Origin of the sequence: Pantoea sp. DY-17, from assembly GCF_019795975.1 — a bacterium.
Classification (GTDB): Bacteria; Pseudomonadota; Gammaproteobacteria; order Enterobacterales; family Enterobacteriaceae; genus Pantoea; species Pantoea leporis.
Map to the genome: position 1 here is coordinate 581,398 of NZ_JAIMIG010000003.1, position 15,862 is coordinate 597,259.

Annotated in this window: 11 protein-coding genes and 1 riboswitch; of the genes, 3 read left to right on the forward strand and 8 right to left on the reverse strand. The window is 55.8% G+C overall.

The window, feature by feature from the left end:
• Nucleotides 1-16: 16 nt before the first annotated feature.
• The 5 genes from glgA to asd form a co-directional block, all read right to left on the reverse strand.
• Nucleotides 17-1,450 (reverse strand): glycogen synthase GlgA, encoded by a 1,434-nt coding sequence (gene glgA / locus K5Y33_RS16835; protein ID WP_101763108.1) that lies wholly within the window; start codon nt 1,448-1,450, stop codon nt 17-19.
• 63 nt (nt 1,451-1,513) lie between these two features.
• Nucleotides 1,514-2,806 (reverse strand): glucose-1-phosphate adenylyltransferase, encoded by a 1,293-nt coding sequence (gene glgC / locus K5Y33_RS16840; RefSeq protein WP_192236049.1) that lies wholly within the window; start codon nt 2,804-2,806, stop codon nt 1,514-1,516.
• Nucleotides 2,807-2,816: 10 nt separating this feature from the next.
• Entirely contained in the window at nt 2,817-4,796 is a 1,980-nt protein-coding gene (gene glgX, locus K5Y33_RS16845) for a glycogen debranching protein GlgX (RefSeq protein ID WP_222234599.1), read from the reverse strand.
• Entirely contained in the window at nt 4,796-6,982 is a 2,187-nt protein-coding gene (gene glgB / locus K5Y33_RS16850; RefSeq protein ID WP_222234600.1) for a 1,4-alpha-glucan branching enzyme, read from the reverse strand. The genes glgX and glgB overlap by 1 nt, the downstream gene beginning before the upstream one ends.
• 357 nt (nt 6,983-7,339) lie before the next feature.
• A complete protein-coding gene (asd, locus tag K5Y33_RS16855; protein ID WP_101763112.1) occupies nt 7,340-8,449 on the reverse strand; it encodes an aspartate-semialdehyde dehydrogenase in 1,110 nt (369 codons plus the stop codon).
• A gap of 195 nt (nt 8,450-8,644) precedes the next feature.
• Between asd and K5Y33_RS16860 the strand changes: the two genes are divergently transcribed.
• On the forward strand, nt 8,645-9,238 hold the full coding sequence (locus K5Y33_RS16860) for a YhgN family NAAT transporter (protein WP_110868123.1): 594 nt from the start codon (nt 8,645-8,647) through the stop codon (nt 9,236-9,238).
• Between the two features lie 87 nt (nt 9,239-9,325).
• Here the strand turns inward: K5Y33_RS16860 and panS are convergent, their stop codons facing one another.
• The 3 genes from panS to lysC form a co-directional block, all read right to left on the reverse strand.
• On the reverse strand, nt 9,326-10,249 hold the full coding sequence (gene panS / locus K5Y33_RS16865) for a ketopantoate/pantoate/pantothenate transporter PanS (RefSeq protein ID WP_101763113.1): 924 nt from the start codon (nt 10,247-10,249) through the stop codon (nt 9,326-9,328).
• 174 nt (nt 10,250-10,423) lie between these two features.
• Complete coding sequence (gene aqpZ, locus K5Y33_RS16870; RefSeq protein WP_222234601.1) at nt 10,424-11,116, reverse strand: aquaporin Z; 693 nt, start codon at nt 11,114-11,116, stop codon at nt 10,424-10,426.
• Between the two features lie 264 nt (nt 11,117-11,380).
• Entirely contained in the window at nt 11,381-12,736 is a 1,356-nt protein-coding gene (gene lysC, locus K5Y33_RS16875) for a lysine-sensitive aspartokinase 3 (RefSeq protein WP_110868121.1), read from the reverse strand.
• A 112-nt stretch (nt 12,737-12,848) separates the two neighbouring features.
• A riboswitch (Lysine riboswitch) is annotated at nt 12,849-13,043 on the reverse strand.
• Between the two features lie 373 nt (nt 13,044-13,416).
• On the opposite strand from lysC, the gene pgi reads away from it, so the two are divergent.
• Both pgi and yjbE read left to right on the forward strand, forming a co-directional pair.
• Nucleotides 13,417-15,063 (forward strand): glucose-6-phosphate isomerase, encoded by a 1,647-nt coding sequence (gene pgi / locus K5Y33_RS16880; RefSeq protein ID WP_008109851.1) that lies wholly within the window; start codon nt 13,417-13,419, stop codon nt 15,061-15,063.
• A gap of 523 nt (nt 15,064-15,586) precedes the next feature.
• Nucleotides 15,587-15,835: an exopolysaccharide production protein YjbE gene (gene yjbE / locus K5Y33_RS16885; RefSeq protein ID WP_101763117.1), complete on the forward strand. Its 249-nt coding sequence runs from the start codon at nt 15,587-15,589 to the stop codon at nt 15,833-15,835.
• The last annotated feature ends 27 nt before the right edge of the window (nt 15,836-15,862 follow it).

Here is a 15,862-nt window from a genome sequence, read left to right on the forward strand (position 1 = left end):
GTATCCCAATCTCTCATTACAGCAAACGTTGATAAAGATCGCGGTAGGCTTGTGCTGCCACCTGCCAACTAAAATCCATCCCCATCGCCTGCCGCTGAACGTAACGCCAGAGTGCAGGACGAGACCACAGAACAAATGCGCGCCGAATCGCCCGCAGCAGCGACCAGGCATTACTGTCTTCAAAGGTGAAACCGCTGGCGACGCCATCCGCCAGATTCTCAAGCGAGCTGTCTTGCACCGTATCCGCCAGTCCGCCAGTGCGACGCACCAGCGGCAGCGTACCGTATTTCAAACCATACAGCTGGGTTAAGCCGCACGGCTCAAAACGGCTCGGCACCATAATCACATCCGCGCCGCCAACAATGCGGTGCGAGAAGGCTTCGTGATAACCAATCTGCACGCCAACGCGGCCCGGATGCTCCGCCGCCGCCGCAAGGAAACCTTGCTGCAGCTCCGCATCGCCCTGGCCGAGCAGCACCAACTGTCCGCCCTGCGCCAGTAAGCCCGGTAGCGCTTCCAGCACCAGATCCAACCCTTTCTGTTTGGTCAGACGGCTGATGACGCAGAACACCGGTGCTTTATCATCCACCTTCAGGCCCATGGCAATTTGCAGCTGGCGCTTGTTCTCCGCTTTGCTCTCCAGCGTTTCGCTGTCGTAGCGCGCGGTGAGCAGCAGGTCGTGCGCCGGGTCCCAGATGCCCGGATCGACGCCGTTCAGAATCCCGCTCAGGCGCCCTTCACGCAGTCGCTGTTCGAGCAGTGATTCCATGCCGTAACCAAATTCCGGTCGGGTAATCTCCAGCGCGTAAGTCGGGCTGACCGCCGTAATGTGATCGGCAAAGAACAGCCCCGCCTTGAGGTAGGAAATTTGCCCGAAGAACTCCAGTCCATGCATGTCGAAGAACGCGCGCGGGATCTGGATCTCATCCAGATGACGCGCCGAAAACAGCCCTTGATACGCCAGATTATGCACGGTGAACACCGTTTTCGCCGGACGCCCGCGCGCCGCAATATAGGCGCAGGTTAAGCCAGCATGCCAGTCATGCGCATGCACGATATCTGGCTGCCAGTCGGTATCCAGCCCGCTGGCAATCTCGGCGCCCATCCAGCCCAGCAGCGCAAAACGCAGGTAGTTATCGACGTAAGCAAACTGCGACGTATCGTGATACGGGCTGCCGGGACGTTCATACAATCCCGGCGCATCGATTAAATAAATACCAACGCCGTTAAATTGTCCAAAAAGTAAGCGTACCGGTCCCGCAAAAGTTTGCAACTCCGCCAGGACCTCTGTATCAGGAATCCCTTTACGCAGATCCGGAAAGGCGGGAATCAACACCCGCGCATCCGTACCATCGGCTATTTGCGCCTGTGGTAATGCACCGACGACATCAGCCAGTCCGCCGGTTTTCAACAGCGGGAAAAGCTCTGAACAGACATGTAAAACCTGCATCCTGAACCCCTATTGTTATCGCACACGTTCCACGCGGCAATTTTCTCTATATTCTTTCGTCACTTACTGACCGCCTCCGGCCAATTTGGCCAGCATGGCGCGCGTCACCAGTACGATGCCCTCTTCAGAACGGTAAAAACGACGGCTGTCTTCGTCGGGGTTTTCGCCAATGACCATGCCTTCTGGCAGTTCGCAGGCGCGATCGATCACGCAGCGACGCAGACGACACGATCGGCCAACCACCACATCAGGCAGCAGCACTGCGGAATCAATATTGCAAAACGAGTTGATGCGAATACGCGGGAATAGCACCGAGTTCACCACCACCGAACCGGAGATGATGCAGCCGCCCGAGACCAGCGAATTCATTGTCATGCCGTGGCTGCCGGATCGATCCTGAACAAATTTCGCCGGCGGCAGCGGCTCCATGTGGGTACGAATCGGCCAGCTGTGATCGTACATATCCAGCTCAGGCGTGACTGACGCTAAATCGAGATTGGCGCGCCAGTACGCTTCCAGCGTTCCGACGTCGCGCCAGTACGGCTCAGCGTTTTCATCAACCTGCACGCAGGAGAGCGTGAAGGAGTGCGCATACGCCTCGCCGCTGGCGACGATTTTCGGCAGCAGATCTTTGCCGAAATCGTGGCTGGAATCGGCTACAAGCAGATCTTCTTCCAGCAGCTGGTAAAGGTAATCGGCGTTGAACACATAAATGCCCATGCTGGCCAGCGCGCGGGTATCGTCACCCGGCATTGACGGCGGCTTCGGCGGTTTTTCGACAAAATCGATCACGTTGTTTTCGGCATCCACCGCCATCACCCCAAACGCCGTGGCTTCAGCTAACGGCACTGGCAAGCAGGCGATGGTGCATTTGGCACCGCGATCGACGTGGTCGAGCAGCATGCGCGAGTAATCCATTTTGTAGATGTGATCCCCGGCGAGGATCACGATGTACTGCGCGTTATAGCGGCGAATAATGTCGAGGTTTTGCGTCACCGCATCGGCAGTCCCGCGATACCAATGTTCGGTAGCGGCACGCTGCTGCGCCGGCAGCAGATCGACAAACTCGTTCATCTCTTCGTTGAACAGCGACCAGCCACGCTGGATGTGCTGCACCAGCGTATGCGACTGATATTGGGTGATCACGCCGATGCGCCGAATGCCTGAGTTGATGCAGTTGGACAGCGCAAAGTCGATGATGCGGAACTTGCCACCGAAGTGCACGGCAGGTTTGGCGCGTTTCGCGGTGAGATCTTTCAGGCGCGTACCGCGCCCGCCAGCAAGGATCAGGGCGACCGTTTGTGTAGGGAGCTGGCGCGCCAGCATCAGATGATCTGTTCTATCTAATTTCACCATGTCTGACTCCTTATGATTGCTTTAGGAACACACACACACCGTGTGCGGGACCGTGCCAGACAGTTGTCAGGATGGGGTTATCTTCCCCGGCGAAAGGAGGAATGGCACGCCACTCTCCGTCTGGTAAGGCGATATCACTCACCGATTCCGTGGCGTTTATTGTTATTAACCAGCGGCCGGAGAGCAGGATCTGCATTCGGTGCGTCCCCTGTTCCCACTGCTCGGTTTCCAGTGGTGTGCCGCTGGCATTGCACCACTGCACGCTGCCATCGCCCTCCTGCCACCAGCGATCCTGCGTCAACGCGGGAATGCGCTGGCGCAGACGGATTAACGCAGCAGTGAAGTCGACCAGGCCAAAATCATCCTGTTGCCAGTTCAACCAGGTCAGCGGGTTGTCCTGACAATAGGCGTTGTTGTTGCCATGCTGGCTGTGACCGCGTTCGTCACCCGCCAGCAGCATCGGCGTGCCCTGCGCCAGCAGCAGCGTGGTCAGTAAGCCATGCACGCTGCGCCGCCGCCGTTCGACAATATCGAAATTGACCTGCAGTCCCTCTTTGCCGTGGTTATGGCTGAAGTTGCTGCTGCTGCCGTCGCGATTGTCTTCGCCGTTAGCCTGATTGTGTTTGTTGTTAAAACTCACCACATCGCGCAGCGTGAAGCCGTCGTGAGCGGTAATGAGATTGATGCTGGCGTGCGGTAGTCGCGCCTCACGCTGGAAAACGTCGCTGGATGCGGCAAAACGGCGGGCGAAATCGCCATTATTCAGTTGACCATGCAGCCAGTAACGGCGCGCCGCATCGCGAAAATGGTCGTTCCACTCGGCGAAGTCCGGCGGAAAGTTGCCGACCTGATAACCACCGGGGCCGATGTCCCACGGCTCGGCAATCAGCTTCACCTGCGACAGCAGCGGACAGGCTTTGATGGCGGCAAACAGCGGCGCGTCCTGATGAAACTCCGGTGTGCGTCCCAGCACGCTGGCGAGGTCAAAACGGAACCCGTCAACATGGCAAACACGCACCCAGTAGCGCAGCGCTTCCAGCGCCCACGTCATCACCTGCGGATGACTGAGATTTAGCGTGTTGCCGCAGCCGGTCCAGTTTTGATATTCGCCGTTGCCATCCAGCCAGTAATAGCTGGCGTTATCCACGCCGCGCAGGGAAATCGTTGGCCCGATCTCTTCCAGCTCGGCGGTGTGGTTGAACACCACATCCAGAATCACTTCGATGCCTGCGGCATGCAGTGCTTTAACCGCCTGCTGAAACTCCTGCAGCGGCGTTAAACCGTTTTCGCCCGAGGCGTAACGCGCATCCACCGCCCACAAGGCAAAGGGGTTGTAGCCCCAGTAATTACTCAATCCCAAACGGCGCAGGCGCGGCTCGCTGGTGAATTGGGCAATCGGCAACAGTTCCAGCGCGGTGATGCCGAGGTGGCGCAGGTACTTCACCATAGCAGGATGACCCAGCGCCGCATAAGTGCCACGCAATCTTTCCGGAATTTCCGGATGCTGCTGGGTTAAGCCGCGTACGTGCGCTTCATAGATCACCGTGTTGCCCCACGGCGTGCGCGGCGCGTGATCGTCCTCCCAGTCAAAATCTTCGGCAGTCACCAACGATTTGGGCGCGATGGCGGCGTTATCCAAACCATTTAGCTCACGTTCACCGCCGTTGAAACGCGCGTCGTCCGCCACTTCACCCGCCACCGCTTTGGCGCAGGGATCGACCAACAGCTTAGCCGGATTGAAGCGATGTCCCTGCTGCGGCGCCCATGGACCGTGTACGCGATAGCCGTAGCGCTGGCCGGGCTTCAGCGCGGGAAAATAGCCGTGCCAGATATCACCGCTGCGCGCGGGCAGTGCGAAACGGCGCTCAGCACCGTGCGCGTCGAACAGGCAGAGTTCAACGCGTTCGGCATGCTGGGAGAACAGCGTAAAATTAACGCCGTGCCCATCATAGTGCGCACCTAACGGTTCCGGCTGCCCCTGCTCCAGCATCAGTCGCTCTCCCGCACCAGCCAAAGCGTTGCCAGCGGCGGTAAGGTCAAACTCAGCGACTGCGGCCGACCGTGACTCTCCATCTCATCGGTGTGTACCAAGCCGTGATTGCGCGTGTCGCTGCCGTGATAATCGTGCTGATCGGTATTCATGATTTCGCGCCAGCCGCCACGCTGGTTGACGCCAAAGCGATAGTTGTGACGCGCCACTGGCGTAAAGTTGCTGGCTACGATGATTTCATTGCCGTCGCGATCGCGGCGCACAAATACAAACACGGAGTTTTCGTAGTCATCGACCACCAGCCACTCAAAACCTTGCCCATCAAAGTCGAGTTGATGCAGCGGCGCGTAATGGCGATAGGTGTGGTTGAGATCGCGCACCAGACGATGTACGCCGTTGTGCCAGTTATCCTCGCCTTCCAGCAGGTGCCAGTCGAGGCTGGTGTCGTGGTTCCATTCGCGACCCTGCGCAAATTCATTGCCCATAAATTGCAGCTTCTTACCGGGGAAACCCCACATCCAGCCGTAATAGGCGCGCAGGTTAGCGAACTTCTGCCAGGCATCGCCCGGCATGCGATCGAGAATCGAACGTTTGCCGTGCACCACTTCGTCATGCGACAGCGGTAGCACGAAGTTTTCGGTGTAGTTGTAGATCATGCCAAAGGTCATCAGCTGATGATGATAACGGCGATGCACCGGGTCGAGCTTCATATAGTCCAGTGTGTCGTGCATCCAACCGAGGTTCCATTTGAACCAGAAGCCGAGGCCGCCATCTTCTGAAGGGCGCGTAACGCCGGGATAATCGGTGGACTCTTCCGCCACCGTGACGCTGCCCGGTGCGGCGCGACCCAAAACGCGGTTGGTGTGACGCAGGAACGAAATCGCTTCGAGGTTCTCGCGTCCACCAAACTGGTTCGGCACCCATTCGCCTTCGGCGCGGCTGTAATCACGGTAGATCATTGATGCCACCGCATCGACGCGCAGCCCATCAATGCCGAAACGCTCCATCCAGTACAAGGCGTTGCCGGAGAGATAATTGCTCACTTCACGGCGACCAAAGTTGTAGATCAGCGTGTTCCAGTCCTGATGAAAACCTTCGCGCGGATCGCTGTGTTCGTAGAGTTCGGTGCCATCGAACTTCGCCAGGCCAAAATCATCACTCGGGAAGTGGCCAGGCACCCAATCGAGCAGCACGTTAATACCAGCATCATGCGCGGCGGCCACGAAGTGGCGGAACTCATCGCGCGTACCGAAACGGCGCGTCGGCGCATACATGCCGAGCGGCTGATAGCCCCAGCTGCCGTCGAAGGGGTGTTCGTTAATCGGCATCAGTTCGATGTGGGTGAAGCCCATCTCTTTAACGTAAGGAATGAGCTGTTCCGCCAGCTCTTTATAGCTGAGCCAGAAGTTGTTATCGGTGTGACGTCGCCATGAACCGAGGTGCACTTCATAAATCGAAATCGGCTGGTCAAAAGCATTGGCGGCCTTACGCTGCGGCTGCATCTCGGTTTTCGGTGGCAGCCCGCAGATCATCGAGGCGGTTTGCGGACGCATCTGCGCTTCAAAGGCGAAGGGATCGGCTTTGATGCGCATCTGGCCGGAATTATCCACGATTTCAAATTTATACAGCTGACCGTTTACCGCGCCCGGCACAAACAGTTCCCAGACGCCAAGTTCACGGCGAAAACGCATGGGATGACGTCGGCCATCCCAGAAGTTGAACTCGCCTACCACCGATACGCGACGCGCGTTAGGTGCCCACACGGCGAACCGCGTGCCGTGCACGCCATCAATGGTGGTGCCGTGCGCGCCGAGGGTTTCGTAGGGACGCAGATGCGTGCCTTCACCCAATAACCATGCATCCATCTCCTCCAGCAGCGGGCCGAAGCGATAGGCATCATCAATCAGGTTTTGCTGGCCGTGCCAGTTCACCGCCAGCTGATAACCAAAGCGGTTTTTACGACGCGGAATCACGCCACAGAAGAAACCGCGTGAGTCGAGGCAGGTAAGCTGAGCACATTTGCGTCCGGTGTTGGTTTCAATTACCCAAACATCTGAGGCATCGGGCAGCAGCGCACGCACTTCAAGGCCGGCAGCCGTTTGGTGCATGCCCAGTAGTGAAAAGGGATCGGCATAATTCCCGGCAAAAAGGGCATTGATCGCCTGGCGATCGGGAAGCTCTGACATGACTTTCTTCCTATGATTTTGCGCAGGCGACCAGAGTCGGCAGGATTATCGCCTCGGGTGCGCTGCTTTTCATTGAGCCATAGGTACACCGCGAGGACACAACCGTCCGTGGGAAAGATCTTCACCGTGTACAACAACCATTCAGTTCGAAAAAACAAAAACAGTTAACAACCGGCACATCTCTGTTAAATCATAGCTTGGGGATAGCAGAAGCCAGGGAGGATCGTGAAAAATACTTATCGGGCAAGCAAAAAAGGGAAGCGGATCACTTGTCAGGCGCAATTTGCATGAATTTTTGCGGCCTGGATAATTAAAAAAAGGCCGGGAAACCCCGGCCTTTCTGGTTTGCCGCTGCGCTTAGTCGATCAGCAGACGCAGCATGCGGCGCAGCGGTTCAGCCGCGCCCCACAGTAACTGATCGCCCACCGTGAAGGCGGAAAGGTATTCCGGCCCCATGTTCAGTTTGCGCAGGCGGCCTACTGGCGTGGTCAGGGTGCCGGTGACGGCGGCTGGCGTCAGTTCGCGCATGGTGATGTCGCGGTCGTTTGGCACCACTTTCACCCATTCGTTATGCGAGGCCAGAAGCTGTTCGATTTCGCTCAGCGGCAGGTCTTTTTTCAGCTTCAGAGTGAATGCCTGGCTGTGGCAGCGCAGCGCACCAACGCGCACGCACAGGCCATCAACCGGAATCACACTGCTGGTACGCAGGATTTTGTTGGTCTCCGCCTGGCCTTTCCACTCTTCACGGCTCTGGCCGTTATCCAGCTGCTTGTCGATCCACGGAATCAGGCTGCCCGCCAGCGGTACGCCGAAATTGTCGGTTGGCAAAGTGCCAGAACGGGTGAAATCGGTCACGCTGCGTTCGATATCCAGAATCGCCGAAGCCGGATCCTGGAGCGATTTCGCCACGTGGTCATGCAGCATGCCCATCTGCGTCAGCAGTTCACGCATATGACGCGCGCCGCCGCCCGATGCCGCTTGATAAGTCGCCACCGAGGCCCACTCAACCAGATCGTTAGCAAACAGACCGCCAAGCGACATCAGCATCAGGCTAACGGTGCAGTTACCGCCGACAAAGGTTTTGATGCCGTTATCGAGGCCCTGACGAATCACGTTATGGTTAACCGGATCGAGAATGATAATGGCGTCATCTTTCATGCGCAGCGTGGAAGCTGCATCAATCCAGTAACCCTGCCAGCCGCTTTCGCGCAGCTTCGGATAGACTTCACTGGTGTAATCACCGCCCTGGCAGGTGATAATAATATCCAGCGCCTTCAGCGCCTCGATATCAAAAGCATCCTGCAGCGCACCGGTCGACTTACCGCCGAATGTGGGTGCCGCCTGACCAAGCTGTGACGTGGAGAAGAAGACCGGATTGATGACATCAAAATCGCGTTCTTCGCTCATGCGTGACATCAGCACTGAGCCGACCATGCCACGCCAACCAATAAAACCTACATTCTTCATTTTCTGTCCGTCTCGGGTGCTCTCGAAAGAGGCCGTGTGGTGCGAGGAAAAGACTGGCCGGATAATCGTGCCGGTCTGCGTAATAATCAGGTTTACCTATGACCGTCAACTCTACAAAATGCAGCACTTCTGGCAAGTGAATTAATTCGATTGCGCCAACTTTTTCAGCAGTACAACTAATAATGGCTAACCAACATGACTGAAATGATATCCGCGACCATATTGCTGTTGTTGATTATGGATCCGCTGGGCAACCTGCCGATTTTTATGTCGGTATTGAAGCATCTGGAACCCAAACGCCGCCGCGTGGTACTGATGCGCGAAATGCTGATTGCGCTGATTCTGATGCTGCTATTTTTATTCGCCGGTGAACGCATCCTGGCGTTTCTCAATCTGCGCACCGAAACCGTGTCGATCTCCGGCGGCATCATTCTTTTCCTGATCGCCATCCGCATGATTTTCCCGTCAGAGGAGAGCAGCTCGAGTGGCTTGCCGGCCGGTGAAGAACCGTTCCTCGTGCCGCTGGCAATTCCGCTGGTGGCCGGTCCGTCCCTGCTGGCGACGCTGATGCTGTTGTCGCATCAATATCCCAACCAAATGACGCATCTGGTCGGCGCGCTGCTGATCGCGTGGGGTTTGACGGTGGTGATTCTGCTGATGTCGGGGCTGTTTTTACGCCTGCTGGGCGACAAAGGCGTTAACGCGCTGGAGCGCCTGATGGGATTGATTTTGATCATGCTGGCGACGCAAATGTTCCTGGATGGGATTCGTACGTATTTGAAGCTGTAATACATTCAGAGCGCAGGCAGCGTAGCGGCGCAATTTATTGCGCCGCTACGCTATGTGCATGAATTGAATGTGATGCTTTATTGAATATTACTTCTGCTTCTTATCAATCGGTTTACCCGACCAGTAACCGGCCAGCAACGAACCTGACAGGTTGTGCCACACCGAAAACAGCGCGCCCGGCAAGGCCGCTAGCGGCGAGAAGTAAAGTTTGCCCAGCGTCGCCGCCAGACCTGAGTTCTGCATGCCCACTTCCAGCGCCAGCGTGCGGCAGGTCGATTCATCGAAGCCGAACAGCTTACCGCCCCAATAACCGCCCAACAGACCGATCGCGTTGTGCAGGATCACCGCCACAATCACCATTAAGCCGACAGAACCGATAAAGCCCTGGCTGCCAGCCACCACCGCGCTAATGATCAGCAGAATGCACACCATCGAAAACGCCGGCAGATAAGGCTCAACGCGGCGCACCACGCTATTCATGGAGTGATGGATAATCAGACCCAGGCTAATCGGAATCACCACGATTTTCACGATGCTGAGCAGCATGCCGACCACATCCACCTGAATGTGGGTATCAACGTAGAAGCGTGTCAGCAGCGGTGTGGCGAATACACCTACCAGCGCCGACACGGATGAGATGGTCACCGACAGCGCCACATCGCCCTTCGCCAGATAAATCATCACGTTAGAAGCGGTGCCGCTGGCCACGCTGCCGACCAGAATCATGCCTGCCGCCAGATCCGGTGGCATCTGGAACAGCTTCGCCAGGCCCCACGCGGCCAGCGGCATCACCAGATAATGCAGGAAAGTCCCGGCGATCACCGGCGCCGGACGCACCAGCACGCGTTTGAAATCATCAATGTTTAGCGTCACGCCCATGCCGAACATAATCAGCATCAGCAGGTAAGTCACCCACGGCCCAATGCCGAGAAAGGTGCCAGGAGAATAATAAGCAGCGACCGAGAGCAGCACGGCCCAGAGCGGGAACAGGCGGGTAAGTTTGCCGAGCATAACCAGACTTCCTTAGGAATTTTTTTATATTGCCACAGATGAAATGTCGCGCAGGGAACGACCACAGCGACGGACGCGGGATCATAACATTTCATTATCTTGACGTAAGGCGGGAAGTCGCTTGCGGGGCAAAATGCGGATCGGCTGCTGCCGATCCGCTGAAATACGGCAAAGTTACTCTGCTTTTTCCAGTACAAAGCGGTAGATCGCACCACCAATCGCGGCACCGATAATCGGTAACAACCAGAACATCCACAGCTGTTCCAATGCCCAGCCGCCCTGGAAGATCGCCACACCGCTACTGCGCGCCGGGTTGACTGAGGTATTGGTGACGGGAATGCTCACCAGGTGAATCAGCGTTAGCGCCAGGCCGATTGCAATGGGCGCGAAGCCAGCCGGAGCACGTTTATCGGTCGCGCCCATGATCACAATCAGGAATACGGCGGTCAGCACCAGTTCGGCGATCATGCCCGCCTGCAGGCTAAAGCCCCCCGGCGAATGTTCACCGTAACCGTTCGACGCGAAGCCGCTGGCCACGGCATCGAAACCGGCTTTACCGCTGGCGATCAAATACAGCACGCCGGCCGCCGCAACCGCACCCACCAGCTGCGCGATAATATAAGGCACAACCTGCGCCGCCGGGAAACGTCCGCCAACCGTCAGACCGATGGTCACCGCCGGGTTAAAATGGCCGCCCGAAATATGGCCGACGGCAAATGCCATCACCAACACCGTCAGACCAAACGCCAGCGCAACACCGGCAAAACCAATACCCAATTCTGGAAACGCCGCGGCCAAAACCGCACTGCCACAACCGCCCAACACCAGCACGAAAGTGCCCAGCGTTTCAGCCACTAATCTTTTCATCTCTGTTCCCTCAAATAATTTAATGTTTTCGCGGCGGGATTATCGTTTTTGGCGATTGAAGCGCAACCGAAGAATAAGGGATTAGGGTGATTTTTAGGCGATAGCAGCGTATTTGAGACGGTTCTCGCGAGCCATAATGGGGTTCATCAGAAATGTCTGGAGCGAAGCAGTGAATGCCGCTGGGCTTGAATTATTGTTTAAAAAATTTCACCAATAAAAAAGCCGGACCCGGTCCGGCTTGATTCCGCATGCTAAAAACTGGCCTTAAGAACCAAAAAGATTCTTGTGCAGCGCACGTACCACTTCTTCCGCGTCTGGGGTGGGAACCAGGAAGCAAAGGTTATAACTGCTGGCACCGTAGCAAATCATGCGCAGGTTGAACGGCTCGAGTGCGCCAAACACTTCTTTGCCGACGCCGCACGCTTTTGACAGGTTGTTGCCAATGATCGCCACCAGCGCCAGATTCTCTTCCACTTCCACACGGCACAGTGAAGAGAGTTCGGTCAACAGCGCCTGGGTCAGCAAGCTGTCGCCGGTGGTGGTTGAACCGGTGCTGTCCAGCGTCAGCGCCACGCTCACTTCGGAAGTGGTCACCAGATCAACGGAGATGCTGTGGCGCGCCAGAATGTTAAACACTTCGGCGAGGAAGCCATGTGCATGCAGCATGTTCAGGCTGTGCAGCGTTACCAGCGTCTGCTTACGACGCAGCGCCAGCGCACGGAACAGCGGTGGATTTTTGGTTTCGTTGCACACGCGCGTACCGCCTGCAGCGGGATCTTTGCTCGAACCGACAAACACCGGAATATCGCTACGCACGGCCGGCAGCAAAGTGGCCGGATGTAGCACTTTGGCACCAAAGATCGCCATCTCCGCTGCTTCTTCGAAGGTAATCTCTTCGATGCGTTTAGCGGTGGACACCACGCGTGGATCGGTGGTGTAGATACCGGCCACATCGGTCCAGATATCAATGCGCGCGGCCTGCAGCGCTTCGCCCAGCAGCGCAGCAGTATAGTCGCTGCCGCCACGACCAAGCGTGGTGGTGCGGCCTTTGATTTCGCTACCGATAAAGCCCTGCGTCACCACCAGCGCTTCCGCAATGCGCGGCTGCAGCTGCGTTGCGGCCAGCTCTTTCAGCGTCGCCACTTCGGGTTCTGCGCGGCCAAAACGATCGCTGGTGCGCATCACTTTACGCACGTCAAACCATTCGCTGTTGACCTGACGCTCGCGCAGAATCTCCACGAACAGCAGCGTCGACATCAGCTCACCGTGGCTCACCAGCTCATCGGTTAGCGCATGTGAGGTCGCCAGCGAGGTGGCTTCAGACAGCATGGTGATGTTTTCCAGCATGCGATCAATCTCATCGCGGATCACATCCGGCGATTGCAGACGATCGATGATGGCATATTGAATACGGCGGATTTCATCCAGCAGGTAAGCGCGCTGCGCTTGTTCCTGGCCTTCAGCAAGGGCAACCAGCAGATTGGTTACGCCAGCGGAGGCAGAGAGCACCACTAAGCGGGTATTGGCGTCCGACAGCACAACATCTGCGCTGCGGTTCATAGCATCAAAATCGGCAACGCTGGTGCCGCCAAATTTAGCCACGATAAGATTTTGGGACATATTACGAACCCCGTGTCAGGTTATCTTTCTTCCGTTTTGGGGCGGAAGACATAGTAGCAGCCTAGGCACAAGAGAAGAGCAGAATTGGGCAGACAAGATCAGTAGTAGACAAGTCACCAAAAGCGCTTCACCTTGCGAACCGTCCGACTGTGGACGATTCTGGTGACAACCCAGAGGATTCAGCCCCTGCAGCCGACAGTGCAACACCCCGCGTGTTGCCCCACCTCGGCGTCACACCCCCTGATGTGTTCTCTGCGGATACGGATCCTCAAACACACTGCCTGGGCGACGCGCCTCTTCTGGCTTACACCCGGAGGTGTAAGTAGCGCGCATAAATTACTGATTATTTTCCCCCCTGTCCATCCCCGCACTTTGAGGATTTCTCACTTTTACACTTCGGTAAACGCATCGTTGAACAAACGCGCCCACCATCAGCGGCCTAAAGTAGTGTCCGAATCAGACAAAAGCGGCTTTTTTCTGATGCGGCACAGGGAATTCTGCTGGCGCAGCACCGACAATCGCTGCCGGATCTACCTGAAACAGTGCGGCCACGGTCACAAATTTTTTCCCTTAGCCAGTAACTGTGGTCATACTCATCCCCGTGCAAGAATGCTATGGATGCCGGGCCAGCAGGACGCCCCGGATGGAATGACGGTTCTTATATCAACTAGAGTGTTGCCATGAAAAATATCAATCCGACCCAAACCGCTGCCTGGAAAGCGCTGCAGCAGCATTTTGAGCAGATGAAATCGGTGCAAATCGCCGACCTGTTTGCGCAAGATGCCGATCGTTTTGCGAAATTCTCTGCCACTTTCGATGACCAGATGCTGGTGGATTTCTCAAAAAACCGCATCACCGAGGAAACCCTCGAAAAATTACAGGCGCTGGCTAAAGAGACCGATCTGGCAGGCGCCATCAAATCGATGTTCTCTGGCGAGAAGATCAACCGCACCGAAGAGCGTGCAGTTCTGCACGTTGCGCTGCGTAACCGCAGCAACACGCCCATTGTGGTGGACGGCAAAGATGTGATGCCGGAAGTCAACGCGGTGCTGGCGAAGATGAAAGGCTTCTCCGAGCGCATCATCAGCGGCGACTGGAAAGGCTATACCGGCAAAGCCATCACCGACGTGGTGAATATCGGGATTGGCGGTTCAGACCTCGGCCCGTTCATGGTGACCGAAGCGCTGCGTCCGTACAAAAACCACCTGAACATGCACTTTGTTTCTAACGTCGATGGCACCCATATCGCCGAAACGCTGAAAGATCTCAGCCCGGAAACCACGCTGTTCCTCGTGGCATCTAAAACTTTCACCACGCAAGAAACCATGACCAACGCCCACAGCGCGCGTGACTGGTTCCTGAAAACTGCGGGCGATCAGCAGCACGTGGCGAAGCACTTCGCTGCGCTGTCGACCAACGGTAAAGCGGTGGGTGAGTTCGGTATTGATACCGACAACATGTTTGAGTTCTGGGATTGGGTTGGCGGCCGCTATTCATTGTGGTCAGCTATCGGCTTGTCGATCATTCTCTCCATCGGCTTCGAGAACTTCGAACAGCTGTTGAGCGGCGCGCACGCCATGGATAAGCACTTCGCCAACACGCCTGCCGAGCAGAACCTGCCGGTCCTGCTGGCGCTGATCGGTATCTGGTACAACAACTTCTTTGGTGCCGAAACCGAAGCGATTCTGCCGTACGATCAGTACATGCATCGCTTTGCTGCTTACTTCCAGCAGGGCAACATGGAATCCAACGGTAAATACGTTGACCGTGAAGGCAATCCAGTGGATTACCAGACCGGCCCAATCATCTGGGGCGAGCCTGGCACCAACGGTCAGCATGCGTTCTATCAGCTGATTCATCAGGGCACCAAACTGATTCCGTGCGACTTTATCGCACCAGCACTGAGCCACAACGTGCTGACCGATCACCATCCAAAGCTGCTGTCGAACTTCTTCGCACAGACCGAAGCGCTGGCGTTTGGTAAGTCACGCGATGTGGTGGAGAAAGAGTTTACCGATGCGGGTAAATCTGCCGAATCTGTCGCGCACATCGTGCCGTTCAAAGTGTTCGAAGGTAACCGCCCAACCAACTCCATCCTGCTGCGTGAAATTACCCCGTTCAGCCTGGGTTCACTGATTGCGCTGTATGAGCACAAGATCTTCACTCAGGGCGCGATTCTCAACATCTTCACCTTTGACCAATGGGGTGTTGAGTTGGGTAAACAGCTGGCAAACCGTATTCTGCCAGAACTGGAAAATGACGCTGAAATTAGCAGCCACGATAGCTCCACCAATGGCTTAATTAATCGCTACAAATCCTGGCGTTAATTTTCCGGCTAATTTACATAAGGCGGCGTAATTGCCGCCTTTTCTTTGTCAACCATGCCATCTCACTCGCAATATTATTAATTACTGCCTTAAACAGGGTTAGAAAATTCTTAAAGTGGCGTAAGGAAATTCGTAATTCATTTCAATTTACCGCACCTTACCTGGCTTAAAAATGGACCTAATTTAACCCTAAAAATAGTTTATCCATCTGATAGATCTATGATTTTAATTTAAGCCTTATAAGTAAATTCCGATTATTCCCATTCCGTACCAATAATTAGTGCAAAAGTGAAAAACTCTGCCGTGAAATGCGCAGCCATTCACTTATCCTATCAGCCTGAAAAAAGGCGTTAAAAAAAAGCAGCTAACGCCAATTCGCCGTATTTATCACCAGAAAAACCCCGACTTCCTGCCCTCTTTTACTCATGCTGAACTCTGGTAATTTGTTGCCCTATACTGAACGCGCCCGAAATCTGGGTAAATCCTACATTCATTGATTCATATAAATGCAGGAAACGTTGTTATGAAAAAACTGATGGTTGCCGGTGCAGCCTTACTTTACGTTGCCGTTTCTTCCGCTGCGATTGCCGCGCCGGAAGAAGCTGGTGCTGCAGCAGGCGCGCAGGCGGGAGCAATCTCTTCCGGCGCGTCTACCGCTGTGGGTATCGGCGCGCTCGGTGCGTTAGTGGGTCTCGGCATTGCTGCTTCTGGCGGCGGTGACGGTGCAAATACCGGTACAACAACAACCACCACAACGAGCACCACTCGTTGATGTAGCACCTTTAAGCATAACCACACA

Coding starts and splice junctions, on each gene's coding strand:
- pgi (WP_008109851.1), top strand. CDS start 13,417: ATGAAAAATATCAATCCGACCCAAACCGCTGCCTGGAAAGCGCTGCAG.
- asd (WP_101763112.1), bottom strand. CDS start 8,449: ATGAAGAATGTAGGTTTTATTGGTTGGCGTGGCATGGTCGGCTCAGTG.
- panS (WP_101763113.1), bottom strand. CDS start 10,249: ATGCTCGGCAAACTTACCCGCCTGTTCCCGCTCTGGGCCGTGCTGCTC.
- K5Y33_RS16860 (WP_110868123.1), top strand. CDS start 8,645: ATGACTGAAATGATATCCGCGACCATATTGCTGTTGTTGATTATGGAT.
- glgX (WP_222234599.1), bottom strand. CDS start 4,796: ATGCTGGAGCAGGGGCAGCCGGAACCGTTAGGTGCGCACTATGATGGG.
- yjbE (WP_101763117.1), top strand. CDS start 15,587: ATGAAAAAACTGATGGTTGCCGGTGCAGCCTTACTTTACGTTGCCGTT.
- aqpZ (WP_222234601.1), bottom strand. CDS start 11,116: ATGAAAAGATTAGTGGCTGAAACGCTGGGCACTTTCGTGCTGGTGTTG.
- glgA (WP_101763108.1), bottom strand. CDS start 1,450: ATGCAGGTTTTACATGTCTGTTCAGAGCTTTTCCCGCTGTTGAAAACC.
- glgC (WP_192236049.1), bottom strand. CDS start 2,806: ATGGTGAAATTAGATAGAACAGATCATCTGATGCTGGCGCGCCAGCTC.
- glgB (WP_222234600.1), bottom strand. CDS start 6,982: ATGTCAGAGCTTCCCGATCGCCAGGCGATCAATGCCCTTTTTGCCGGG.
- lysC (WP_110868121.1), bottom strand. CDS start 12,736: ATGTCCCAAAATCTTATCGTGGCTAAATTTGGCGGCACCAGCGTTGCC.